The sequence below is a fragment of the Sphingopyxis sp. 22461 genome, assembly GCF_052044915.1.
Taxonomy (GTDB): Bacteria; Pseudomonadota; Alphaproteobacteria; order Sphingomonadales; family Sphingomonadaceae; genus Sphingopyxis.
Genome location: NZ_JBQENY010000018.1, coordinates 1 through 25,351 on the forward strand (window position 1 = coordinate 1; position 25,351 = coordinate 25,351).

General features: G+C 61.5%; 13 protein-coding genes. 3 read left to right on the forward strand and 10 right to left on the reverse strand.

The annotated features are described in order from the left end of the window. Positions 1 to 8,786: calcium-binding protein (locus ACTJI5_RS21835; RefSeq protein WP_440861795.1), on the reverse strand; the 8,786-nt coding region annotated here is incomplete at its 3' end. Here ACTJI5_RS21835 and ACTJI5_RS21840 point away from each other — a divergent pair. Both ACTJI5_RS21840 and ACTJI5_RS21845 read left to right on the forward strand, forming a co-directional pair. Beyond that, positions 8,745 to 9,263 (forward strand): hypothetical protein, encoded by a 519-nt coding sequence (locus ACTJI5_RS21840; RefSeq protein WP_440861796.1) that lies wholly within the window; start codon positions 8,745 to 8,747, stop codon positions 9,261 to 9,263. The two genes, ACTJI5_RS21835 and ACTJI5_RS21840, sit on opposite strands and share 42 nt — an antisense overlap. 225 nt (positions 9,264 to 9,488) lie before the next feature. Next, the gene (locus ACTJI5_RS21845; RefSeq protein ID WP_440861797.1) at positions 9,489 to 9,896 is read left to right on the forward strand and encodes a hypothetical protein; all 408 of its coding nucleotides are present in this window, start codon (positions 9,489 to 9,491) and stop codon (positions 9,894 to 9,896) included. 1,137 nt (positions 9,897 to 11,033) lie between these two features. Here the strand turns inward: ACTJI5_RS21845 and ACTJI5_RS21850 are convergent. The 4 genes from ACTJI5_RS21850 to ACTJI5_RS21865 all read right to left on the reverse strand — a co-directional run bounded on the left by ACTJI5_RS21850 (position 11,034) and on the right by ACTJI5_RS21865 (position 16,705). Continuing rightward, complete coding sequence (locus ACTJI5_RS21850) at positions 11,034 to 11,210, reverse strand: hypothetical protein (protein ID WP_440861798.1); 177 nt, start codon at positions 11,208 to 11,210, stop codon at positions 11,034 to 11,036. A gap of 205 nt (positions 11,211 to 11,415) precedes the next feature. Continuing rightward, positions 11,416 to 12,885: an HlyD family type I secretion periplasmic adaptor subunit gene (locus ACTJI5_RS21855; protein ID WP_440861799.1), complete on the reverse strand. Its 1,470-nt coding sequence runs from the start codon at positions 12,883 to 12,885 to the stop codon at positions 11,416 to 11,418. Continuing rightward, positions 12,882 to 15,065, reverse strand: coding sequence for a type I secretion system permease/ATPase (locus ACTJI5_RS21860; protein WP_440861800.1), 2,184 nt, complete (start codon positions 15,063 to 15,065; stop codon positions 12,882 to 12,884). Before ACTJI5_RS21860 ends, ACTJI5_RS21855 begins: the two co-directional genes overlap by 4 nt. 233 nt (positions 15,066 to 15,298) lie before the next feature. Then, entirely contained in the window at positions 15,299 to 16,705 is a 1,407-nt protein-coding gene (locus ACTJI5_RS21865; protein ID WP_440861801.1) for a sulfatase-like hydrolase/transferase, read from the reverse strand. 395 nt (positions 16,706 to 17,100) lie between these two features. On the opposite strand from ACTJI5_RS21865, the gene ACTJI5_RS21870 reads away from it, so the two are divergent. After that, positions 17,101 to 19,170 carry a calcium-binding protein gene (locus tag ACTJI5_RS21870; RefSeq protein WP_440861802.1) on the forward strand — a complete coding sequence of 690 codons (2,070 nt, stop codon included), beginning with the start codon at positions 17,101 to 17,103 and terminating at the stop codon, positions 19,168 to 19,170. Between the two features lie 261 nt (positions 19,171 to 19,431). Here ACTJI5_RS21870 and ACTJI5_RS21875 read toward each other — a convergent pair whose 3' ends face one another. The 5 genes from ACTJI5_RS21875 to ACTJI5_RS21895 all read right to left on the reverse strand — a co-directional run bounded on the left by ACTJI5_RS21875 (position 19,432) and on the right by ACTJI5_RS21895 (position 25,294). Next, positions 19,432 to 20,571, reverse strand: coding sequence for a zinc-binding dehydrogenase (locus ACTJI5_RS21875; RefSeq protein WP_440861803.1), 1,140 nt, complete (start codon positions 20,569 to 20,571; stop codon positions 19,432 to 19,434). Positions 20,572 to 20,645: 74 nt separating this feature from the next. Further along, positions 20,646 to 21,395, reverse strand: a complete 750-nt coding sequence (locus tag ACTJI5_RS21880) for a 3'(2'),5'-bisphosphate nucleotidase CysQ (protein ID WP_440861804.1) — start codon at positions 21,393 to 21,395, stop codon at positions 20,646 to 20,648. Between the two features lie 2 nt (positions 21,396 to 21,397). Continuing rightward, positions 21,398 to 23,299, reverse strand: coding sequence for a sulfate adenylyltransferase subunit CysN (cysN, locus tag ACTJI5_RS21885; protein ID WP_440861805.1), 1,902 nt, complete (start codon positions 23,297 to 23,299; stop codon positions 21,398 to 21,400). Further along, the gene (gene cysD / locus ACTJI5_RS21890; protein WP_440861806.1) at positions 23,299 to 24,225 is read right to left on the reverse strand and encodes a sulfate adenylyltransferase subunit CysD; all 927 of its coding nucleotides are present in this window, start codon (positions 24,223 to 24,225) and stop codon (positions 23,299 to 23,301) included. Before cysD ends, cysN begins: the two co-directional genes overlap by 1 nt. Positions 24,226 to 24,391: 166 nt before the next feature. Then, positions 24,392 to 25,294 carry a LysR family transcriptional regulator gene (locus ACTJI5_RS21895; protein ID WP_440861807.1) on the reverse strand — a complete coding sequence of 301 codons (903 nt, stop codon included), beginning with the start codon at positions 25,292 to 25,294 and terminating at the stop codon, positions 24,392 to 24,394. Positions 25,295 to 25,351 lie beyond the last annotated feature (57 nt).

Genomic DNA, 25,351 nt, shown 5'->3' on the forward strand with positions numbered 1-25,351 from the left:
GACAGCGATACATCGGCAACGGCGATCTGCTGCAAAGCGAGCGTATCGGCAAGGCCACCTTCCCAAACATCATTATCGACAATCGTGTCGTGACCATCGCCGCGCGCATAAACATAGGTGTCGTCGCTCTGACTGCCGTTGAGCGTGTCATTGCCCGTGCCGCCGTTGAGCGTGTCGTTGCCCCAACGACCCGTAAGAGTGTCATTGCCGCCGCCGCCAGAAAGGGCTTCGCTACCGTCAAAGCCGGTGATCGCATCATTCCCGCCCGTCGCGGCCTCCGACACGACCCGCTGGCGCAGGTAATTGGCATCCCAGCGGGTGCCATCTGCAAAGGTCACGAACTCGATGCCATTGGCACGGTTGGGGTTCATGTTGACCAGCGGGATGCTGCCGCCATCCCCGGCGCCGGTCGCGCTCTCCGCGATCGTCAGAATGATGTCCTCGCCGACGCGCGACAGCGATACATCGGCAACGGCGATCTGCTGCAAAGCGAGCGTATCGGCAAGGCCACCTTCCCAAACATCATTATCGACAATCGTGTCGTGACCATCGCCGCGCGCATAGAGGTATGTATCGTCACTCTGCCCGCCATCCAGCACATCGTTGCCTGTACCGCCGTTGAGCGTGTCGCTACCCCAGCGGCCGAAGAGCGCGTCGTTGCCGCCGCCGCCAGACAAACTGTCATTGCCCGACGTTCCTTCTAGGGTGTCATTGCCCGCGCGGCCAAGGCCCAATGCGATCTGGTTCGCGATTTCGGTCGCGTCCCAGTAACTCCCGTCGGCAAATTCGATGCGCTCGATCCCGTTGCTTCCGGTCATCTGCTGTTCGAGCAAAATGGTCTCTGATCGTCCGGCGAATCGGATGACGCTATTCGCCGCGTTGTTTTGATCGGGGTCGATCGAGATATCGGCTGCAACGATGTCGGGGCCAAAGACAAGCTTGTCCACCGTATCACTGCCACCATCGGCGATGACGTCGCTCCCGTCGCCGAGCGCGTAATGATAGCTGTCGTTGCCGGCGCCGCCCTCAAGGCGGTCGTTGCCGGTGGCGCCGGTCAGCTGATCATCGCCTCCCTGCGTGCGAATAGTGTCATTTCCGGCACCGCCATTCATGGCATTGGCCGTGCCATCGCCGCCCATATAATCGTCGCCCCCGGTTGCCTGGCGGGCTAGATATTCGGTGAGAATCCTTGCCCGGTCCCACACGGTGCCATTGGCGAAGGAGAGGCTCTGCACCCCGTCCGCACTCGACGCCGCAAGCTGGTTCTTGAGCGCGATCGATCCCGAACTACCCACAAAGCGAATGACGATGTCGTTGGGACTGGAAGCCAAAGCCGAGAAATAGATGTCCTCGGGCACGATATTCGCGCCGAACTGGATGATGTTCTGCCCACTCAGATCGTCGACGACATCATCGCCATCGCCGAGCGCATAGGCGTAGACATCATTCCCGGCCTCACCCTGGAGGAGATCATTGCCCGCGCCGCCGATAAGTGTGTCATTGCCGGCCCAGCCGATCAGCGTGTCGTTGCCGCCGAGCCCATGGATCACGTCATCGCGGATGCTGCCGGTGATCACATCGTCGCCCGCGGTCGCCTGCTGCGCCAGATAGGCCGCGTCGATCTGGCCGCGCGACCAGATTGTGCCATCGGCGAAACGGAACTGCTTGATGCCACCCTCGCGCCCCCCAGCGAGGCCGCCCGCCGACTGGTAGTTGAGCGTCAGCGAGCCAGGAATGTGAGCGAAGGTGACGACATAGGCCTCTCCCGAGCGGACGAAGACCAGATCGTCGGGGTCGATGCCCGCACCAAATTCGAGCGTGTCGAAACTACCCCAATAACCACCCCATTCATCGATTACGTCGTCGCCATCGCCAGGCGCATAGACATACACGTCGTCGCCTTCGCCGCCGCGTATAATATCATTGCCGACCCCGCCGGTCAGGCGATCGTTGCCGGCCCAGCCGATCAGCGTGTCGTTGCCGCCGACGCCTGCGATCACATCGTCGCGGATGCTGCCGGTAATCACGTCATCGCCCGCCGTGACCTGCTGCGCCAGATAGGCCGCGTCGATCTGGCCGCGCGACCAGATTGTGCCATCGGCGAAACGGAACTGCTTGATGCCGCCCTCGCGACCCCCAGCGAGGCCGCCCGCCGACTGGTAGTTGAGCGTCAGCGAACCAGGAATGTGAGCAAAGGTGACGACATAGGCTTCTCCCGAGCGGACAAAGACCAGATCGTCGGGACCGATGCCCGCACCAAATTCGAGCGTGTCGAAGCTACCCCAATAACCGCCCCATTCATCGATTACGTCGTCGCCATCGCCAGGCGCATAGACATACACGTCGTCGCCTTCGCCGCCGCGTATAATATCATTGCCGACCCCGCCAACGAGGTGATCATTCCCGCTATCACCGTTCAACGTGTCGTTGCCCGTGCCGCCGTAGAGCTCGTCATTGCCGCCGCCGCCGGAGATCACATCATTGCCGCCGCCGCCGCCAAGCGTATCGGCATTGCCGGTTCCGGTGATCACATCGTCACCCGGTGTTCCCAGCCCCTCGACAAAACGGCGCGACAGTTCGAGGGCCGTCCAGATCGTTCCGTCGGCAAACTCGACGCTGTCGATCTCCCATTCACGGCTGGCGCCGACTTGATTCCTGATCGTAACCGAGCTTTGCCCGCCGCCCACCGAGAGCAGCATGTCGGCAGGATTGGTTGGTGACGCTCCGACCGTCACATCCCCAGGGGCAATACCGGGACCGAACAAGATGCGGTCGCCTTCGGAGCCCCAGTAGACGGCATAGTCCGACACGATATCGTGCCCGTCGCCAAGATTGTGGACAAATGTATCGGCGCCGCGGCTGCCACGGAGCGTGTCGTTGCCAAGGCCCCCAACAAGCAAGTCATCACCATAGAAATCGTCGATGACATCGTCGCCGTCGGTCCCGCGAGTCAGCGCGAGCTGGATATCGGTGAGGGTCTTTGTTGTGCCGTCGGCGAAGACAAAATTCTCGACATCCCACCAAGTACGGATACTCGTGTCGTTGAGCGTCGCCCATTGATCGTTTATCGTGACCGTGTCCGGTGTTCCTTCGATCCCGATGGTGAGCGAATTACCATTGCGGGCGAAAGTAAGATTGTCCCAGCTCACGCCGCTCGCAAATTCGAGCGTGTCATTCTCGGAAAGATTGGCGTTGTTCATCGTCTCGCGGATTTCGTCCGCACCATAGCCACGCCCAAAGACATAGGTGTCGCCGCCGTCGCCGCCCTCAAGGATATCGTTCCCCGCGCCGCCGTCGATCCGGTCGCCCGACATAAAGCCGATCATATGATCATCGCCCGCCGTGGGCGTCAGCACGATCTGCTGGATGTCGACGCGCGACAGGGTCGTTCCATCGTCGAACCGGAACTGGTCGATGTCCCACCAGGTAAACCAGTTGGAATAAGAGAATTGCCCCGTAATCGTCAGCGTTTCCGCCGTGTCGAGAATCGTGATGATCAGGTCGTTCCCGTCACGGGCAAAGCCGAGATCTTCGAGCGTAATCCCGGGACCGAAGCGCAATTCGTCATTTTCGTCCAGATTGGCATTGGTCAGACCCTCGCGGATCTCATCATGGCCATATCCCCGACCGAAAATATAGATGTCGGCGCCATCATCGCCGATGAGGATATCATTGCCCGCGCCGCCATCGAGCGTGTCGGACCTGAACGTACCAAGGATCGTATCGTCACCAGGCGTCCCGCCGGTCAGGCGAACAGCGATATCGCGGTCGGTCCATACCGTGCCATCTGCGAATTCGAAGCGCTCGACGTCCCACCAGGCATACCAGTTGGCGAAAGCAAACTGGCCCTTCACGGTCAGCGTTTCGCCCGTCGAGATGATGGTAAGAACGAGGTCGTCGCCAGCACGGGCAACGGCAAGGTTTTCCGGCAAGAGACCAGCACCGAATATAACGCGGTCGGCCTCATCAAGATTGGTGTTGGTTCGATCTTCCTCGATTATATCGTGACCCGACCCGACGCCGTAATGATACACATCCGACCCGTTTCCGCCGCGCAAAATGTCGTTGCCGGCGCCGCCGTCGATGACGTCGTCATTGTCGAAGCCGGTGATGACATCGTCGCCCGCGGTCGAGGTAAGGAAGCTTGCGCGGATATCGGCCGCGGTCCAGTTGACGCCATTCGAGAATTTGAACAGCTCGATATCCTGCCAACTATACCATGCCAAAAAGGAGAATTGCCCTTCGATGGTCAGGCTGCTGCCGTCCGACAGCGAAACGACGAGATTGTTCCCAACCCGCCCAAGCTGAATATCCTCGGGCGCAAGCCCGGCTGCGAATTCTACGCTGTCTTCGTCGTCATACATGACATTGTCGACGCTCTCGCGGATGATGTCCTGGCCCGAACCAAGGCCGAAGCAATAGACGTCGCCGCTATCGCCGCCGGCCAATATGTCGTTGCCGGCGCTGGCGTCGAAGATGTCTTCGAGCGCAAAGCCGTTCGCTACGTCGTCGCCGCCGGTCGTATGCTGTGCGATCCAGCGGGCATTGAGGCTTTCCCAGCCCCAGACTGTTCCGTTTGCGAACCGGATCTCTTCGATCCGGCTCTGTCCCCAGACGCCGAAGACGCCCGTGTTGAGCAGGCTGTTCTGACTCTTCAGGGTGAGGCTGTCGCCGCCTGCCCCGATGCCCAACGTCAGGTCATTGCCGTTACGGCTGATCGTGACCATCTCTGCCGAGATCCCCGCGCCGAGGGTCACATAGTCGGGGCTGTTGTCGACGTTCAGGATGCCATCGCCAAGGATGAACCGGTTGTTGTCGTAAATGACATCCTGGCCGTCGCCGAGGTTGAAGATATACTCGTCGCCCTTGCCACCGCCCGAGAGCGTGTCATTGCCCTTTCCGCCAACCATCCGGTCGGCATAAAGGTCACCCCACAGCTGATCCTCGCCATCGGTGCCCGTAGTGGTCATCGCCGCCACCTGCTGCCAGTTCAGCGTGGAGCCATCGGCGAATTCGAAACTCTCGATCCGGTGAAGCCATTGGGCGGCAAAGAAGCCAGTCTGGAACCCGTCGAACTGACCCTTCACCGTCAACGTTTCGCCGGTCGCATTGATCGTGATTGTAATGTCGGGCGCGGCCGACAGGCGCTTGAATGTCACATCGGAAAGGGTCAGGCCTTTGAAACGGACGACATCGTTTTCAACGCTGTTCGCAAGCCCGCCGAGGCCGACGGTGACATCAATGTAGCGAGATTGTTCATCAATCGTGTCATTGCCCGAACCAATGCCGAACTCATAGGTGTCCCCGCCGTCCAGTCCAATCAGGATGTCGTTGCCAGCACTGGTCAGGAAATAATCATTGCCGCCGAATCCACGCGCGACATCTGCACCAGTCGTCGTCGCACGCTGGAGAAGTAGATTCTCAATATCCTTGCTCGACCACGATTGTCCGTAATGACGGAACGAAACGACTTCGATCCGCGAATTAGGTGCAAGCGCATTATTGTAGCCCAGCACCGAATAAGCGAACTGGTTCTCGATTACGACGCTGCCGCCCGTGCCAAGATTCATCCGCAAATCATCGAGGCCCGGCCCCTCCCGAACAAATTCGACCTCGTCAGGAGAAACCTTCTCCCCGAGAATCAGTACGTCGGCTGAACGCAGCAGGACGGTGCTCTGGGATTCGCGAATGATGTCGTGGCCTTCGCCGCCGTTGACGACATAGATGTCGGCGTCATCGCCGCCCATCAATATGTCGTCACCCGCAAGACCCTGCAGAACGTCGGAATGCATCGTGCCCGTCAACTGATCGTTGCCCGGCGTTCCCTTGCCCACCGCAACGGCCATATCCGAATTTTCGTAGATGGTTCCGTCCGCAAACTGGATGTCTTCGACACCCTTGTTCGAACTGAGGAATATGTCCACACCCTGCGGAATCACAGGGGCATATTGTCCCACGACGCGAACGGTCTCGCCGGTCGCAATGACCGTGATCAACAGGTCATTGCCGTCGCGAGCCATCGCGATATCGTCGGGCGTCAAGAAGGCGAAGCGGATACGATCGCCGCTTTGCCCGCCCTCGCTGTCAGTGATCACTGCATTGCCGATGGCATGGCCAAAGACGTAGGCGTCCTGGCCGGCCCCGCCGACGAAATGCTGGCTGCCGGTCTCTGAGTAATAGGTCAGCGTTCCGGAATCACTTGCGGTGCGCGTAAGCGCCGAGACGCCGCCGATCTTCAACCCATCGATGGCCAGACCGGCAGCAAGGGTTTCCAGATCAAGCGGGAGCGACCGGCTGTCGACGGCCTTCACCAGTTCGGCGAAGAAATAATCGCGTCCGACGTCGACACCCGACGTCCGCATGACCGCGCCGGCGAACGCGCCGAGCAATGGCCCCCAGTCGGCCCAATAATCCGCGGCAGCAGCCGCCCCTGCAGGCATATCGTCGAGGAAGCCGGCGAGTATCGTACTCACGGTATCGGCATTGACCGCGCGCAGCAGGTCGTGGGTCTCGTAATATGTCAGGCCCGCAAACTTCGCCGCGAGCGGACCTTGCGCGAGCAATTTGAAACTGATCTGGTTGAATTCATGGCTCCACAGCGCCTCGATTTGCGCGAGATTGGTGGTCAGAACAGCCCCGCCCGAACCGCGCGGCATCAGCTGGATACCGACATATTTCTCGAGGAAGGCAAGCTTGCGTGTATCGAAACCGCCCGAACCGATAGCGGTCGCGGCGACGCCGTCGACCCCCGCCCACCGATAGAGAATCTGTTCCACATCGCCGCGCAATGCCGAAATGCCCGCTGTGTTGTTACCGGCGAAACCATTGACCATCGACAAAAGCGTAGCGTCGCCCGTCATCGCGAGGCGAAGGCTCACCAGCTCGCCAATTCCCGCGATCTGCGGCAGCGCCGCCGCGGCCTGGCTCGGCGTTTGCGCGCCAGTCCAGCGGGTGTCGGTGTCGGATACATCGAGCGCGACGTCGCCGACCTTGCCCGTCGTGCCGTCGGCGCGCGTGAAACTCCCTTCGCGCACGATGACATTGCCGCGCACATCGGTCTCGGGCAATGTCGTCGCGGTCAGCGAGATACTGACGATGCCCGCATCGGCGAGGGAAATCAGTTCGCCCGCGTCCGTTACGCCGTCGCTGTTCGCATCCTTCCAAAGCTTGACCGTCGCGAAGGCGGCATCTGCGCTGTTGAACACGCCATCTGAATTGCTGTCGAGCGCCGCGAGCGCGGTGAAACCCGATGTCGTGCGGTTGCCGAACATCTCGGTTATATCGTCGATGCGACCATTGCCGTTGATGTCGCGCACCAGGAAGGCGTCGTTTCCGCCGACCCAGCCGGCATTTTCGGCAAAACCATCGCCGTCGAACTCAAAATAGGCGCGGCTATATTCGCGCGAGATCAGGTCGTAGCCATTGTCGTCGAGGTCGAGGACGAGCGGATCGAACCCCGAAAGCCCCATGCCGAAACCCGCATAGAGCGCGAGATTGACATATTGTTCGATGCCATTCGACGCCTTGATCGCCGAATTGACGCCCTGCTTCACCTTCCCCTGACGGAATACGGTGATCCCGGCATCGCCGCGCCCGGTATTGAGGTCGACGTCATAATCCTTGATGATCAGTGAGCCCCCGAGCCCCCAGCCGAGATCGACGATCAGGTCGCCGGTTTCGGCATCGTGGCGATATTTGGCGAACTTCATCGTAATGCCGTCGATCGCCATCGCCGCGATCGAGAACATGGCCTGTGCGCCGATGAACGGGAATGCCGCCATCAGCGAAGTCATCGGAGCCCAGGTCGCGGTTCCAGTCTCGTTCCACCAAGCCTGCACGCCGCCGAACAGAGGTACGAAGCCAAACCGCGTGCGGTCGTTGGTATCTGCATCCTCTAAGACCGTCACGCCGCCGATGCCGACCGACACGATGTCCGCGCCTTCGCCGCCCCAGATGTGGGTTTCCCAGCCCGCGCCTTTGAACAGGTCGTTGCCGGCGCCACCGATCAGCGTCGAATAGCCTTCGCCATCGGCCTTCTTCCCGCCATTACCGATCAGATAGTCATCATTGTCGGTGCCGATGGCGGTGTTCGCATTGGCGAGCTTTAGCTTGACGTCGTCACCGACGACGGTGCCGAGCTGGTAGAAATTGAGCCAGTCGACGATCCAGGGATTATTGCCTTCGAAATAGTCGTAGAGGTAACGAACTTCCTGGTTCGCGCTGTCGCTGAGGTCGACATAGACGCCAAGATCGGCCTCCCGGCTAAAGAAGCCGTCCGAGATATGATTGTCGATCGCGACACCCGAAAGATCGATCGTGTCCTGATCAAGCGCCGGCGTGCCCGAGCCCCTGAAGTCGACTTTCATATCCGCCATGGCCGACCGAGCATCCGGGTCGCCGAGCGACGTGACGATGACAGTGTCATCCTTGCTCGAAAGCCACATTTTTTCGATGCCATTGGCATAGTCGGACTGCGCACCGCCAAGGCTGAAAGCGAAATAGCTCTGCTCGCCTACTCGTGGAGGATCGACCGCCGTCAGCCCCAAGCCGACGCCCACCGCCGATTCCGGGTCGAGTTCCAGATCGATGCGATCCTCGCCTTCACCGCCCGCGAGGAAGTCGCGGCCGGAACCACCAGAAAGCACATCGTTGCCAACACCGCCGGCGATCAGATCATCGCCCGCGCCGCCGCGAATGACATCAACACCGTCGCCGCCATAAATCAACTCGCTGTCTGACGAGCCGTGAACCTGATCATCGCCGCCGCCCATCGCAAACAGAGTCACGCCGCTATCGGGCGCTTGCGTCAGGCGTGGCAGCAACGTCCCTGCGAACGCCGCGTCCGTCCGCTGAAAAACCACGCGATCGACTACGCGAGTGGGGTCGGCGGAATCGAAAAGCGTATGATCGCCGTAAAGAATTCGGAGTCCGGCGAGCAAATCCGACGAATAGTTCGGCACCGGAACCATGGTCGGATTGTCGACCGACACCGGCACATACACATAGCTTGTCTGCAGTTGCGAAAGGGCTCGCGCCAGCAGTTCCCGGCGACCGACAATCTCGCCTTCAAACGGCAACACGCCTTCGCCTTTTCGCCACAGGGGCAGAGACAGGTCAATTGCGATCGTATCGGCACCGATGCGGACGACGCCTTCCAACGCTTCAGCGTCATCGGTGACTTTGGCAATTGCCATCCGCCCGGCGAATTGGGCGAAAATCCGCGCGATGGATTCGGCAGAGTCGCTTATGGTCGAGCTGTGTGATCCTGCCAGAACCTCACCCAGTTCATTCGCATCGTTGAAAAGGGCTCGAATGCCGACATTGCCGAATATCAATGCTCCTTCGTCCAAGGCAGAGTATGCGATCGCATCCCGCATCGCGCCCGAGTAGTCATGTTTATTTGGGTCGCCTGACACGATGGGCGAGTTGTCAATATCGGCGCCGCCGGCCGCAAAGCCTATCTTTTCGTCGAACAGGGCGGGAATGAAATGCTTGGCAACGTCCTTCCAATCCAGATTACCCAGACCCAGCCCGTTCCCGAACATGGTCATCACGATCAAATTATTTGCATGAGCCTGTCCGACGCCATTTCGATCGGTGATCGAAAAGGGAATATCTGGCGGAAGAGAAAGATAATCTACATCTATACCGGTATTCAAGCCGAATTGGCTTCGCATCCAATCCAGCATATTGTGGCTGCGCATGCCATTGGATGCGATAGCATAGGCTTGCGACCCCGATGTAATTTGAGAAAGCCAAGGCGCCTCGCTACCAAAGGCAAGGCTGACAAATTCCGCGGCTTCCGCTGTGGGCGGAAGGAAGCCCCAAAAATCGGCGGTATCCAGAGCGGCCCCGAACGGCATAGGGTCGAAATGTGTTCCGTCGAGATGAAATAGACCAGCAACGAGGCCAGAGAGGCCAGCTCCCAGAGAATGACCCGTAACAGATATCTTCGAGCTTCGAGTTGCGGGATTGACATCATTGTTCGCGATCTCGCGATAAAATTCAATTGCCAGTTTGGCTTGAGGGCCGTTTGGATAGCCCAGCGCGACGCCATAGCCGTTGATGACGTCATTATCGCCTGCGGGTTCAAGGCCGAGGAATTGATCAAGGTTCTGTGCTATGTCCGCGATCTTGTCTGAGCCGCGATAGGCGATAATCGTCTCGTCGCCCCACGTATAGGCGATCCCAAAAAACCCGACATTCTGATCTCGACGACCCTCCGCTGTTCCCCCTAGTATAAGTGAGCTTGAGCCAATGGTCGCATTACCGATCTGCGTCCCGCTGATTTTCGATGGCTTAATGCCCTGATCGTAGCCTCTATTGTAAGAATCCATTGATAGAATTGCTAAAAAAAGGTCACGATTCATCTTTACTGCCCCTCACCAAGCCACCCAGGATCATGCTTCGTGGGTCATCGTACTTTAGAGTTCCCACCCAATTCTGGACCTTGTCCGTTTCCAATGATGGGATATCGCTTCTCAGTTTCCACGTTACAGGGTCGCCTGTTCTTTCAATGTATATCTTATTCAAATAAACACCACGTCCAAATATCGACGAAAAATCATCTCTGTCAAAGGTAGAAAAAGACGTTGGGTCTGACCTATTCTTAAAATATGCCAGTATAGGCAAATCTCTTACATTGCCAGATGGGTTGGGCCATAATTCGTAGTGGTCTGCTTTCCTGTTTTCACCACTCCCTAGCGTTCGTCCCATCAGGCCAGACGCATAATTTAGGTCGTTCGCATCTCCCGCAAGAAGCGCGTAGACGACTTGTCCGGATGGCAACTTTACGGCGACCGCCTCTCCTGCGATGGCCGCGTGAGCCTTGCTTTCGCCGAACGGGAACCAATCGGCTCTTTCGGAAAACCGTACTTCGCGAACGGCGGATCCACTTACTACTCCTGCCGGAGTCAACACCTCCACCGTCATACGGTAGCGATCAGGTTCGGGTGCTCCGCATCCGCTGAGAAGGACGATAGCAATCAGAGATGCTATCAGTCCGCCGCTTCGGCGGACGCCACGCTGCGGCTTCAAAACACAAATCCCTTTAGTCGCAGCGTCATGTTGCCTCGATCGGCATGCTCAACCGAACCCGAATGGCTCGCTGTCTCGTATTGGCAGAGAAAAAATCCTCCCCCGAGCGGGCGCGCCCAAAAACCCGCCTTGTCCAATGCCTTCAGCAGCATCATTTCCGGAATTTCTGTCAACGCACCCCTCCCGCAATACCTTGAATGATTGCAACTTTATTCAAAATCTCAACCAAAAAACGATCCAGCTTGGCGCTTTTGGCGTTTCCGTACAATTGAGAGGCAAAAAAGGGTCGCACATGCGCGAAGCTGGGGTTTCTGATCCATTCTAAGCCCTGATCAGACGCCTCTGGTCGAAGTCAACCGGACGGCTAGTCCGACTCGCTTACCGCTCTCGTCCCGCCTCATCGACCGCCTGTACGATTGGCGATAACATATACTGGATGATCCGCCGGTCGCCGGTCTTGATTTCTGCCTGCACGGCCAACCCCGGACCGATTGGCTGATCCCGGCCGGCAACGCGAATGGTGCGCTTTAGTAAACGGATGCGCGTCGTGTAGACGAGCCCCGGCTGCACGACGCGGCCGTTGCGATCACGCTGCTCGGCGGCGCCCGACTCGCTGGTATCGACGGCGTCGCGGCTGATGCTTTCGACGACGCCGGGGACGATGCCGTAATCGGTGAAGGGATAAGCCTCGAGCTTCACTCGAACGGGCTGGCCTTCGCGGACGAAACCGATGTCCTTGTTGAGGATGCGCGCCTCGACCACCGGGGCGGCATTGTCGGGAACGACGATCATCAGCGTTTGCGCGGGCTGCACGACACCGCCAACGGTTGAAATCGCAAGCTGCTGAACCGTCCCCGATACCGGCGCGCGAAGCTGCATAAAGGCCCGCCGACGCTGCGACTTGGTGACTTCTTCGCGCGCCAGCCCCGACTGCTGCTGGCTCTCGGCAAGTTCGGTCGCCGCAGCCTTGCCGAAACTGCCGCGCAGACGGGCGAGCTGTGCGTCGATATTGGCGATCGTCGCACGCGCTCGCGCCGCATTCGCTTTCTGCACCTCGATATTCTGGACATGCTCGATCTTGAGCTGCTCATATTCGAGCAGGCGGATCTTCGAGAAATAGCCCTTGTTCGACAGCTCGCGCCGCGCAGCGAGTTGCTGTTCGACGATCGGCAACGTCTGTTCGAGCTTCGCGATCTCGGCGCCGACGCTTGCAAGCTCGGCGGTGTTTTCGGCGCGCTGCTGTATCAGGCTCGCTCGTTCTCCCTCATATTCGGCGATCGCCGAACGGACATATTGCGACTGGGTAGAGGCGACTTCGGACGACGTCCCCTCGGGCGCCGTGAAACGCGCGGACCGCCCGCCGAGATGGCCGAGAAGCGCAGCGTTGCGTGCGGCATCAACTTCGGCACCCAGCAGCCCCTTGCTCGCCTGTTCGGCCTCGGCACCGGCAAGCGTCGGGTCGAGTTCGACGAGCAGTTGCCCCGCCTCGACATGCTGGCCGTTCTTCACATGGATCGCGCGGACATAACCGATCTCGATCGGCTGGATCTGTTTGACGTTGCCCGCCGGCACGACCTTGCCGCTCGCGGTCGCGACGACATCGACGCGCCCGACGATCGACCATACAAGTGCGACGAGCAGGAGGCCGCACAGCGACAGCATCAGCCAGCGCAGACCGGGGCTCGGCGGCTTTTCCATGATCTCGAGCGCCGCGGGCAGGAATTCATGGTCGCTGCGCGGCCGCGCGATCCGATCCGTCTCGTCCTGGCGGCGCCAGCTTTCGCGCAGGATCGCCACGTGCCGGGTCATATTCGGAAAGCGCTGCGCCAGGCGTTCGCGCCAGCTCATGCTCCGCCGCCCATCTGCTTGGCGTGGAGCTGCGAATAGCGCCCGCCCGCGCGAAGCAGTTCGGCGTGGGTTCCCGTCTCGGTTACCTCGCCCGCTTCGACTGTGATGATACGGTGGCACTGGCGCACGGCCGACAGGCGGTGCGCGATGATGATGACCGTCCGCCCCGTCGCGATCCTCGCGAGATTATGCTGGATGATCTCCTCGCTCTCGGCGTCGAGCGCCGAGGTCGCCTCGTCGAGGATCAGGATCCGCGGATCGTTGATGAGCGCGCGCGCAATTGCCATGCGCTGGCGCTGCCCCCCCGACAGATTGCCGCCGCGTTCGTCGATCACCGTGTCATAGCCGTGATTGAGTTCGAGGATGAACTCGTGTGCGCCCGCGAGCTTTGCCGCCTCGATCACCGCGTCCATCGGCCGCGTCGGATCGCCGAGCGCGATATTCTCGCGCACCGTGCGGTTGAAAAGAATATTCTCCTGCAGCACCACCCCAACCTGCCGCCGCAGCCATGGCGGATCGACGAGCGCGAGGTCGACGCCGTCGACGAGCACGCGCCCCTGCTCTGGCACATAGAGGCGCTGGACAAGCTTGGTGAGCGTCGATTTGCCCGAACCCGACGGGCCGACGATCCCGAGCATTTCGCCCGCCGCGACGTCGAGGCTGACCCCGCGCAGCGCCTCGGGCGCATCGGCGCGGTAACGAAAGCGCACCTTGTCGAAACGGATCGCGCCGTTGATCGGGGGCAGGCTGGCGCGGTTCGGATTATATACCGGTTCGGCGGGCGAATTGAGCACGTCGCCGAGCCGCTCGACCGAAATGCGCACCTGCTGGAAATCCTGCCAGAGCTGCGATAGCCGCAGGATCGGCGCCGCGACCCGCCCCGACAGCATGTTGAAGGCGACGAGCGATCCGACAGTCAGGTCGCCCGCGATCACCGCCTTGGCCCCGAAATAGAGGATCGCGACGGTGGTCAGCTTCGAGACGAGTTGGATCAGATGGCTGCCCCAATTGGCGAGCTTCGCAACATCGAACCCGGTGTTGGTGTAGCCGGCGAACAGCTTTTCCCACCGATCGCGCATCTGCGGCTCCACCGCCATCGCTTTCAGCGTGCCGATGCCGGTCACGCTTTCGACGAGGAAGGACTGGTTCTCGGCGCCGCGCTGGAACTTCTCCTCGAGCTTGGTGCGCAAGCTCGGCGAGATCAGCACCGAGATCAGGATGTAGCAAGGGATCGAGAGCAGCACGATCAGCGTCAGGAGCGGCGAGTAAAGATACATCACCGCGAAGAAGACGATGGTGAAGAACAGGTCGATCACCACGGTGACCGCATTGGACGTCAGGAACTCGCGGATACTCTCGAGTTCCCGCACGCGCGCGATGCTGTCGCCGACCCGCCGCGCCTCGAAATAGGAGAGCGGCAGGTTGAGGAGATGCCGGAACATGCGCGCCGACAGCTCGCTGTCGACGCGATTGGTCGTGTGCGCGAAGAGCCAGTTGCGCAAGCCAGACATCAAGGTTTCGAAAATGAGCACCGCGGCCAGACCGAATGCCAGCACGTCGAGCGTCGTCATCGACTGATGCACGAGCACCTTGTCGATCACCAGTTGGAAGAAGATCGGTGAGACCAGCCCCATCAACTGAAGGAAGAAGGACGCGATCAACACGTCGCGGAGCGGTCCGCGATAGCGCACGAGCGCAGGAATGAACCAGGCGATGTCAAAGGGGCGCGTATCGCCGACCATCTTCTCACGGCTGGTCATCAGAAGAACCCGCCCCGAAAGGCGCTCCGCCGTTTCGAGGCTATTCCATATTTCGGGGCGCTCAGCGTCGCCGCGCTGGACGAGATAGCGCGGGTTCAGGTTGGCATCTTCGACCTTGAGCAGGATGACGGCATCGCCGTCGGAAGTTTCTGCCAAAGCCGGTAACGGCAGTTTCGCAATGTCCGGTAGCGCCACCTGTCGGACGCGGGCCGTCAGGCCGATCCGCCTGGCGATGCGGGCCAGGTCCTCCAGTAGAAAAGGATCGTCGCCCCTCCCGCGGTCATGGAGAATTTGCTCCGAATCGGCCGGCACGCCGAGGAATTTCGCCAGCAGAATGAAACATGCCAGCGATTGATCGATCTGCCCGGAAACCTCTTCGTTCGGACCATCAGGTGAGAATGAATCGACGGCATCGGACATTTGGTGGGAAGATCTCTCGTCGTTTTGTTTTAGTAATTCGTACGAGTATTAGTTTGCGCAGTCATCCGCGCAACTCCCAAATCCATTGAACCCGAAATCAAATCGGTGGCAATCGATCTTTCGAAAAGGCGCAAGCCTGCATAGGCTAGTAATTTCTAGCTGGCCTGAGACCGTTCGCTTTCGGCGCAAATCTTGGAACGCGGACATTCGCGCTCGCCTATTCGCTAGTGCGACTACCGTCCGATTGCTGCATCTTGGGCAGCGTGCGCGGCACTAAAACGGCCCGACGAAGATGATGAAAGTTCAGACAGGCGTTGGTTGGCCCTTTGGCGGCTACGCAGCATGATCCAGGGGACATGCGCATGGTCGAACCGCATGCGTATATCGCGCTTGAAAAAAGGCGGCATATGATCGCCGACGATTAGAATGTCAGTATCGGGAAAATCGGGTTTCATGATTTCCGCGGTGATGCTGTCGGCCAGCTGCCGCTGCAATTCGAAGCTGCGGCACAGCATCGGATATTTGTCGCGCCACTCCGCAGCGCCCAGCCGGCAATCATCGGTGCCCAATTCCCGATCGGACGGCACCGGAATATGGCCATTGAGGGTCAGCCAATAGAGAAATTTGCGCTTGCCCGGGGCTTCGCGCAGCCGCTGACCGATCAAGCGCGGAATGTCATTGTCGCAAGCGCCTGGAAAAACACTGTTGCTACAATCATCGGCCCCCATGACGAGCAGCTCTTTCGCGAACAGCGCACGTTCGAAACCGATCTTCGGATACCATGCCGCGCGATCGAAGAACATGCCGTTGAAACTGTGCAGCGCCTCGACCTGAAAGCCCGCGGCGCGAAATTTTTGCGGCAAGCAGTCGGCATTGTCGAAATCATATGACTTGAAACCCGACCAGACGGCACAAAGCTCGCGCAGTTCGGCGCTCGTCGTCGACCCATAATAGCGGCTCTTGCCCCGCATCACCTCGTAACGCTCACTCCATCGTCCCGGGCTCCAGAGGTGGTCCTGCAGTGCGCGATCGAACGGATCGGACGATACGCCCCAGGATTCGACGACGATCACCAGCAGGTTGCGGGCTTTGACTGTCGAAGGCGTGATATGGTTCTGGATGATTGCGGAATCGACCGGTGTGCCGACGGGCGCGCGCATCTTGTAAGAACCGAGTGTTGTAGCGGTTGCGAACACATCGGCGTTGATCAGCAACAAGACCAGGACAACCGCAAGAATTTTATGGTCGCGCGTCTTGAGCGGCGGGATGCGCGGTCCGAGCACAACGAGCGCAACAAGCGATGCCGCCAGCAACAGGCCGCCGATCAGATATTCGGGCGATTGGATAGGATCGAGCTCGCCCGCAAATTCGATCGAATTCAGCAACTCCGTCGGTTCCAGGTTGAACGACATGGTCGTGTAAAACATTAAACTGAAGACGAACAGGGCTACGGCAAGCATCGTCCGTGCGGGATGATGGCTCCAACCCGACAATAGCAGCGCGATCACGCCGCCTATCGCCATCGGCAACACCATACCCGGGCCGCCGACTGGCCACATCGCGATGAACGTCAAATTGGGCAACACCAACCACCACAGGCCCCAGCGCCATGGGAAATTGCGCGCAATCTGTATCTGCAAAACCCGCCCCCCTAATCAAAGCAGACTCAATGCCATCTGCTTTGCAGCCGAGGTTAAAAATATATGGTTAGTATCCGGTAAAGTCCGCTTTCCGGGCGCTCCGGCGCTGAGCAAGCTGCATCTTCCAAGAAACGGGCAGACAATTTCGGTCGGCTGCGGGCGACTTAAATTAGGTGTACAACCGTCGCTCTCTGACCAGAAATATAGTGGCCGCTTTCGGGTGTCCACGGGGGGATTGAACGGCCAAGATGAGGGACGACGCGGGCAAGTCCATCCGCGCGGACCGTCGCGCAAAAGAGGCGTGCGGGCTCAAGCGTCCCGGCGCGGAGGTGCGCGGCAAACTCTCCCCCGCTATGAGACGTCTCCGTCCACCCTGCGGATGAGGGAGCATGATCATGGTCGCCAAGATCGGAACCGAGTTTCTCGTCAACACGCTCCAAACATACGGGGCGCAAGACCATGCCGATATATCGGGCACCGCGGATGGGGATTTCGTCGTCACCTGGCGCAGCGACGAGGAGGTGCCCAGATCCTATTCGGACATCCACGCCCGCGCTTTCGGAACGGGCCGAGCGATCGGCGAGGAGTTCCGCGTAAACACGATCACCGACGACGCGCAGGTCAACCCGGCGGTCACCGCGCGTGCGGACGGGAGCTTTGCGATCGTCTACAGCAGCGGCGAGGAGAATCATCTTCCCGGCGCCTCGGTGAACACGCGGATCATCGGCGCCGACGGCGTAGCGACCGGCCCCGAACTGCTGACCGACTATGATTATTACCACCAGAACCCGCAGGTCGCGGCCTTCGCCGATGGCCGCACGGTGACGGTGTGGAGCGGCGAGGATCAGGGCGAGGGCGAGATCCGCGCCGCCGACGGAACGGTCGTTTCGAGCTTCGTGTTCGGCTGGGACGGGCGCGTGAAGCCGAAGGCGGTGGCGGCGCTGGCCGATGGAGCGTTCGCGCTGCTCTGGCACGGCCAGCGCGACGAAAACGATGCGCAGGAAGGAGGGCTTCCCGCCTTTTACGGCCAGATCCGCGCGGCGGACGGCAGCGCGGGTGCGATCTTCGAGATCGGCGCGGCGCCGGGCGAGGATCCGAGGCCTTCGATCGTCCAGCTTTCCAATGGCAACATCGTCGTGGTGTGGCAGGACGACGCCCCCGATGCCGATCCGGCGGTCGATCCTAACGGCACCGACGTGAAGGCGCGAATCTTCTCGCCCGCGGGCCTGCCGCTGGGCGAGACCTTCACGATCAATGCGCTCGCCGCGGGCGACCAGCGCGACGCCGATGTCGCGGCGCTTTCGGACGGGCGCTTCGTCGTCACTTGGCGCGACGCCAACGGCGAACCCGGCGAGGCGAACCCGGGTGCCTCGATCCGCGCGGCGGTATTCGGCGGCGACGGCCAGCGGCTGGGCGATGAATTCCAGGTCAACACCTCCGCGCTCTACGATCAGGACCATCCCCGCGTCGCCTGGCTCGGCGCGGATCGCTTCGCGATCAGCTGGACCGACGGCAGTGGCGATGACATCGACAATATGGACGGCGCGATCAAGGCGCAGATCTTCGCGGTGGATGCCCTTGCCCCCAATGCCGTCGGCGGCACGGGCGCCGCGGAAACGCTGACGGGGTCCTTCGCCAACGACACGATCAGCGGCGGCAACGGCGGCGATACGCTCTTCGGCGGCGCGGGTGAGGACCGGCTGTTCGGCGAGAAGGGTGAGGACAAGCTCTACGGCGGGCTGCACCACGATGAGCTCGTCGGCGGCTGGCAGAGCGATCGGCTCTATGGCGAACTGGGGCGCGACACGCTTTACGGCGATCTCCTTGCGATCGGGAGCGGCAGCCGCGGCGGCAACGACTTGCTGTTCGGCGGCGACGGCGCCGACATACTCTATGGCGACGCACGGAGCATCGCGGCGGGCGGCCAGGGTGGCAGGGACGCGCTGAAAGGGGGCAGCGGCGACGACCGGCTCTACGGTGATGGCGAGACGGGCGCGGGCGTGGCGACGGGCGGCGGCGCGGACACGCTCGACGGCGGGGCGGGCAACGATCAGCTCTGGGGGGGCGGCGGCGACGATCGCTTCATCTTCAACGGGCTGTCGGGCGGCGACATCATCTGGGATTTCGGCCAGTCCGCGGGCGACAACGACCTGATCGACCTGCGCGGCACCGAGGCCGGCGATCCCCGCAACGGCCAACTCCAGGTCCATTATGTAAACGGCAATGCGATCCTGGAGTTCAACGGCGGGCGCATCACGGTGATGGGCGTGACGCACCTGGACGATTCCGACGTGCTGGTAACCTATCGCAACGGCGGCCAATCGCCGTTCGAAAGCTCGGCCGCCGATCCGCGCATCGCGTTGATGGCACAGGAAATCGCGTCGTTCGGCGCCCCAGGCGCGATCGAGACGCACGGGAGCGCCGGCGTGGAAGGATCGCGGCCCATCGACTATTTCGCTGGATAGGAATGCGCCTTACATCCTCTCCCATGGGAGAGGCAACGAGCCTTGGGCGCTTCGAAAAATCCGCCCATCAGGCGCCAAACAGTCAGTTCTCCGATCCGCATGCGAGTTCAAATAACCACTTCTATCGAGTTATAGCATCGGTGCTCCCGCGAAAGCGGGAACCCAGTGTGGGGTCAGCCCACACTGGGTTCCCGCTTTCGCGGGGATGACGAAGTAAGATGGGTGCGACGGCCGCTTCGAGTCGAGAGCGCACCCCGCGCCCTACCCGTGCGGCTTGATCAAATATTTCTCGCCCGTGCGCTTCGCATTATACGCCTGCGCCGTATCGACATTCAGCGCCTCGGTTAGCGAGATTTCGTGACTGTAGTGGCTCTTGAAGGTCGTTGTGAGTTCATCGACGACGCGCTTACGCATCCGGCCAACGGTTTCCATGCCCGCCTTCGCCATGAACGGCGTCAGCAGAAAGCCGCCGAGCGCCCAGGTCAGGCCGAAGCTGCGCGCCGAGAAGGTCGTCGGCGACAGGTCGAGCGCGCCATAGATATAGACCTGCTTGAACGTGTCCGAGCCGTAGCGGCTGTAGGTGGTCATGCGCTTGACCGCCGCGGCTTCCATCGCGGTCAGGATCTGGCCCGCGAGCTTGCCGCCGCCGGTCGCGTCGAAGCCGATCGTCGCGCCGGTTTCGACGATCGCGTCGACCAGTCGCTCCATGAAATCGTCGGCGCTGCTGTTGACGATATATTTCGCGCCGATGCCTTTGAGGATTTCGACCTGCGCGTCGCTCCGCACGATATTGACGAGCGGGATGCCGTCCTTCGCGCAAATCTTGACGAGCATCTGCCCGAGGTTCGATGCCGCAGCGGTGTGGACGATCGCGCTATGGTTCTCCATCCGCATCGTTTCGGTGAACGCCAGCGAGGTCAGCGGATTGACGAAGCAGGAGGCGCCATCGGCGGGATCGGTGCCGTCGGGCAGCGGCATCACCATCTGCACCGGCAGGCAGCGATATTCGGCGTACATCTCGCCCCCGAGCAGCGCGACGATCTTGCCGAGCAGCGCCTGCGCCTCGGGCGTGTCCCCCGCCGCGACGACGGTGCCGCAGCCTTCGTTGCCGATCGCCAGCGCATCGCCGATGCGCCCGCCCATCGCGCGCATGCCCGCGGGCGGGACGTCGGCGGTGATCAGCGGCTGGCCGTCCCTGGTCGATGCACGCGCGGTCGACATGTCGGCGCCGCCGAACAGCAGACCGAGGTCCGACGGGTTGATCGGCGCGGCGAGCACCTTCACCAGCACCTCGTGCGGTTTCGGCATCGGCATCGGGCGCGGTTCAAGCGACACCTCGAGCTGCCCTTCGGGCTTCACAAGCGTCAGCATGGTGAGGTTAGTTTCAGGCAGGTCGGTCATCGCGCATCTCCCGTTTTCGGTTTCTCGATGCAACGGATTAGGATGCGGTCGCGCCGCTGGCAATGCCCTGCCCGTCAGTCTGGCGAATATTCCGCGGCAAGGCGAAGCACCTCACCGGCAAACTCCTTCCGGCAGATCAGCAGGTCAGGCAGATAACTGTCCGCATTGTTATAACGGATCGGTGAGCCGTCGACGCGGCTGACGTGCAGACCCGCCGCCTGCGCCACCGCGACGGGGGCGCAATTGTCCCATTCATATTGGCCGCCGGTATGAAGATAAATATCGGCCTCGCCGCGCACGACCGCCATCGCCTTGGCGCCCGCCGAGCCCATCGCAAGGAGTTCAGCGCCAAGTTTCCCGGCAACAAAGACCGCTTCAGCGGCGGGGCGCGTTCGGCTGACAAGCATGCGGAGCGGCTCGTTTGCGGCATGAAGCACGACCGGAGCGCCGGAGGTCAGCGTGATGCCGAGGCCCGGCAGCGCGACCGCGCCCACCGTTGCAACGCCATCGACCGCGAGCGCAACATGCACCGCCCAATCATCCCGGCCTTCGCCATATTCACGCGTTCCGTCGAGTGGGTCGACGATCCAGACGCGAGGGCTGCCACAGCGCGCGACATTGTCCTTTTCCTCTTCGGAGAGAAGCGCATCGTCGGCGCGCGCGGTGCGAATCTCGCGGCAGAGCATGGCGTTGGCCTGCTCGTCACCGGCCTTCCCCAGCGCCTTGCCTTCGAGGTCGCCCCGCGCCCGCAAGTCGAGCAGGATCACGCCCGCGGCGGTTGCGAGCCGTTCGGCCAGTTGTTCGTCGCTTTCCCCCACAGTCATATCTATCCCAACAAGCGATCGATGATCAGGTCCGCCGCCTCTTCGGGCGTCATCGCGGTCGTGTCGATACGAATTTCCGGGCTCTCGGGCGCCTCATAGGGGCTGTCGATACCGGTGAAATTCTTGAGCTGACCCGCACGCGCCTTTTTGTAGAGACCCTTGACGTCGCGTCGCTCGGCCTCGGCCAGCGGCGTGTCGATGAAGACTTCGATGAACTCGCCTTCGGGCAACATGCTGCGCACCATTTCGCGCTCAACGCGGAAGGGCGAGATGAAGGCGGTGATGACGATGAGGCCGGCGTCGCTCATCAGTTTCGCGACTTCGCCGACGCGGCGGATATTCTCGATCCGGTCGGCCTCGGTAAAGCCGAGGTCGCGGTTGAGCCCGTGGCGGACATTGTCGCCGTCGAGCAGGAAGCTGTGGCGGTTCATCCGGTGCAGCTTCTTCTCGACCAGATTCGCGATCGTCGATTTTCCCGAACCCGAAAGGCCGGTGAACCAGAGCAGCGCTGGGCGCTGGTTCTTGAGGTTCGCGCGCATGTCGCGGCTGATGTCGGTCGCCTGCCAATGGACATTCTGCGCGCGGCGGAGGCTGAAGTGCAGCATGCCCGCGGCGACGGTGGCGTTGGTCAGCTTGTCGATCAGGATGAAGCCGCCGAGCGTGCGGTTGTCGCCATAAGCTTCGAACGTGATCGGCTTGTCGGTCGACAGTTCGACGACGCCGATGCCGTTGAGTTCGAGCGTCTTCGCCGCGAGATGGTCGAGCGTGTTGACGTTGATCTCATATTTCGGCTGCTGGATCGTCGCCGAGACGCTCTGCGTCGCAAGCTTGAGCCAATAGGCGCGGCCCGCGATCATCGCCTCGTCGGCCATCCAGACGAGCGTCGCCTCGAACTGGTCGGCCGCTTCGGGCGGCGCGTCGGCGGCTGCGATGACATCGCCGCGCGAGCAATCGACCTCGTCGGCGAGCGTCAGCGTGACCGACTGGCCTGCGACGGCTTCGTCGAGATCGCCATCGAGGGTGACGATGCGGTCAACCGTCGTGGTCTTGCCGCTGGGCAAGATGCGTACGGCATCGCCGGGCTTAATCTTGCCGCTCGCAAGCTGGCCCGAGAAGCCGCGGAAATCGAGGTTCGGGCGGTTGACCCACTGCACCGGCAGGCGGAACGGCTTCGCCTCGTTGGCTGCGGCGCCAATCTCGACATTTTCGAGATGCTCGATCAGCGCCGGCCCCTTGAACCACGGCGTGTTGTCCGAGAGCGCGGTGATGTTATCGCCCTTGAACCCCGAGATCGGGATCGCGGTGAAATTGGTGATGCCGATCTCGCTCGCAAACGCGCGATACGCCAGCGTGATGCGATCGAAGACACTCTTGTCGTATCCGACAAGGTCCATCTTGTTCACCGCGAGCACGATATGCTTGATGCCGATCAGGTGCGCGAGGAAGCTGTGGCGGCGCGTCTGCGTGAGCACGCCCTTGCGCGCGTCGATCAGGATGACCGCGAGGTCGGCGGTCGAGGCGCCGGTGACCATGTTGCGCGTGTACTGCTCGTGGCCGGGGGTGTCGGCGACGATGAACTTGCGCTTTTCGGTGGTGAAAAAGCGGTAGGCGACGTCGATCGTGATCCCCTGCTCGCGTTCGGCGGCGAGGCCGTCGACGAGCAGCGCGAAATCGATCTCCTGCCCCTGGGTGCCGACGCGCTTGCTGTCGGCTTCGAGCGCGGCGAGCTGGTCCTCGAAGATCATCTTCGAGTCATAGAGCAGGCGGCCGATCAGCGTAGACTTGCCGTCGTCGACCGAGCCGCAGGTGATGAAGCGCAGCAGCGACTTCTGCTGATGCTGTTCGAGATAGGCGTCGATATCCTCGGCGATGAGGGCGTCGGTGACGTAAACAGGATCGGTCATCAGAAATACCCCTCCTGCTTCTTCTTCTCCATACTGGCGTCACCGCCATCTTTGTCGATGATGCGCCCCTGGCGCTCGCTGGTGGTGGTGAGCAGCATTTCCTGGATCACCTCGGACAGCGTGCTCGCCTCGCTCTCGACCGCGCCGGTGAGCGGGTAGCAGCCTAGGGTGCGGAAGCGGACCGAGCGTTCGACGGGCGTCTCGCCCGGTAGCAAGGGAAAGCGGTCGTCGTCGACCATCAGCAACAGCCCGTCGCGCTCCACGGTCGGGCGCGGCGCGGCGAAATAGAGCGGGACGATCGGGATATTCTCGCGCGCGATATACTGCCAGATGTCGAGCTCGGTCCAGTTCGAGATCGGGAAGACGCGGATGCTTTCGCCCTTCGCCTTGCGGGCGTTGTAGAGGTTCCAGAGCTCGGGGCGCTGCTTCTTCGGATCCCAGCCGTGGCTGGCGGTGCGGAAGGAGAAGATGCGCTCCTTCGCGCGGCTCTTTTCCTCGTCGCGGCGCGCGCCGCCGAACGCGACGTCGAAGCCGTGGAGGTCGAGCGCCTGCTTCAGCCCCTCGGTCTTCCACATATCGGTGTGGAGCGGACCATGGTCGAACGGATTGATCCCGCGCTCCTTCGCCTCGGGGTTCTGATAGACGAGCAACTCCATGCCGCTCTCGCGCGCCATGCGGTCGCGCAGCTCGTACATCGCCTGGAATTTCCATGTCGTGTCGACGTGGAGCAGCGGGAACGGCGGCGGCGAGGGATAGAAGGCCTTGCGCGCGAGATGCAGCATGACGGCGCTGTCCTTGCCCACGCTGTACAGCATCACGGGCTTGGCCGCGTCGGCCATCACTTCGCGCATGATATGGATGCTCTCGGCCTCGAGCCGGTCGAGATGGGTCAGCTCCAGTGATTTTGTCTGTAACTCAGACGACAACAAACTCGCCTCCTCGCGCTTCCGCCGTGGAGAGCGGAATAGGGCATTTTTCATCTAGTCATACGTCCAAATGGACGGGGTGAAGGACGTCGCCGTACCGCTGCGTGATGCGAGGGGGCAAACGTTATGGCCTTTCGACGCTGCAAGCCAGACTTGGGGGTGCGGGTCATGCGGCGGCATCGACCCTCGCCTGCCGCCATTCGGCGCCGATCGCGGCGATCGTTTCGAGCATATGGCTCAGGCGCGGCGCGACTTCGGGCAGGACCCGCCACGCCGGATCGAGGATCAGCCCGAGTTCGCGGCGGAAATCATAGCCCGCGACCTTCAGCGGCACGATGCCGTCGATCGCGAGCGAGACGGGCGCCGTGGTGATGCCGATCCCCGCCGCGACCATGCGCAGGCAACGCTCGTCGCTGTCGCTGCGCAGCGCGAAGCGCGGGCGAACGCCGTGGCGGGTGAAAAAGCGGCTCGTCGCATCGAGGAATTCGCACGCGCGGCGCGCGATCATCGTTTCGGCGGCGAGTTCTTCGGGGCCGACCTCGATGCGCCCGGCGAGCGGATGGTCCGACGCGATGAACATCGCGAGCGGTTCTTCATAGAGCGGCAGCACATGATCGCCGCGCTCGCCCGTCCTGAGCGGGACGAGCGCCATGTTGATGCGGCCGCTGCCGAGCGCGGCGCGGAGTTCGGAGTCGCTGTTTTCGACGAGTTCGATCGCGAAGCTCGGCCGCAGCGCGGCGGCGATCGCTTGCAGCAATTCGGCGGGTGCCGAGCGGATCACGCCGAGCTTGAGTTCGCTCGCGAGGCGGTCGCTCTCGCGCCCGAAGCCGTCGGCGGCGCGAAAGCCGCGTTCGAGATCGCGCGCGATGGGGAGGAAGCGTCCGCCCGCCTCGGTCAACCGGATCTGGCGGCGGTTACGAATGAATAATGGTGTGCCGACGAGCTTTTCGAGCTCGGCGATGCCGGTCGACAGCGCCGGTTGGGTGACGCGGATGCGCAGCGCCGCCTGTGTAAAGCTGCCGGCATCGACGACGGCGAGGAACTGGCGGATATGCGCGCGCTTTATCATAAATATTCTTTATGCCAAATCTCACCTCGTTTCAATTTCCCTATGCTGATATTTTGA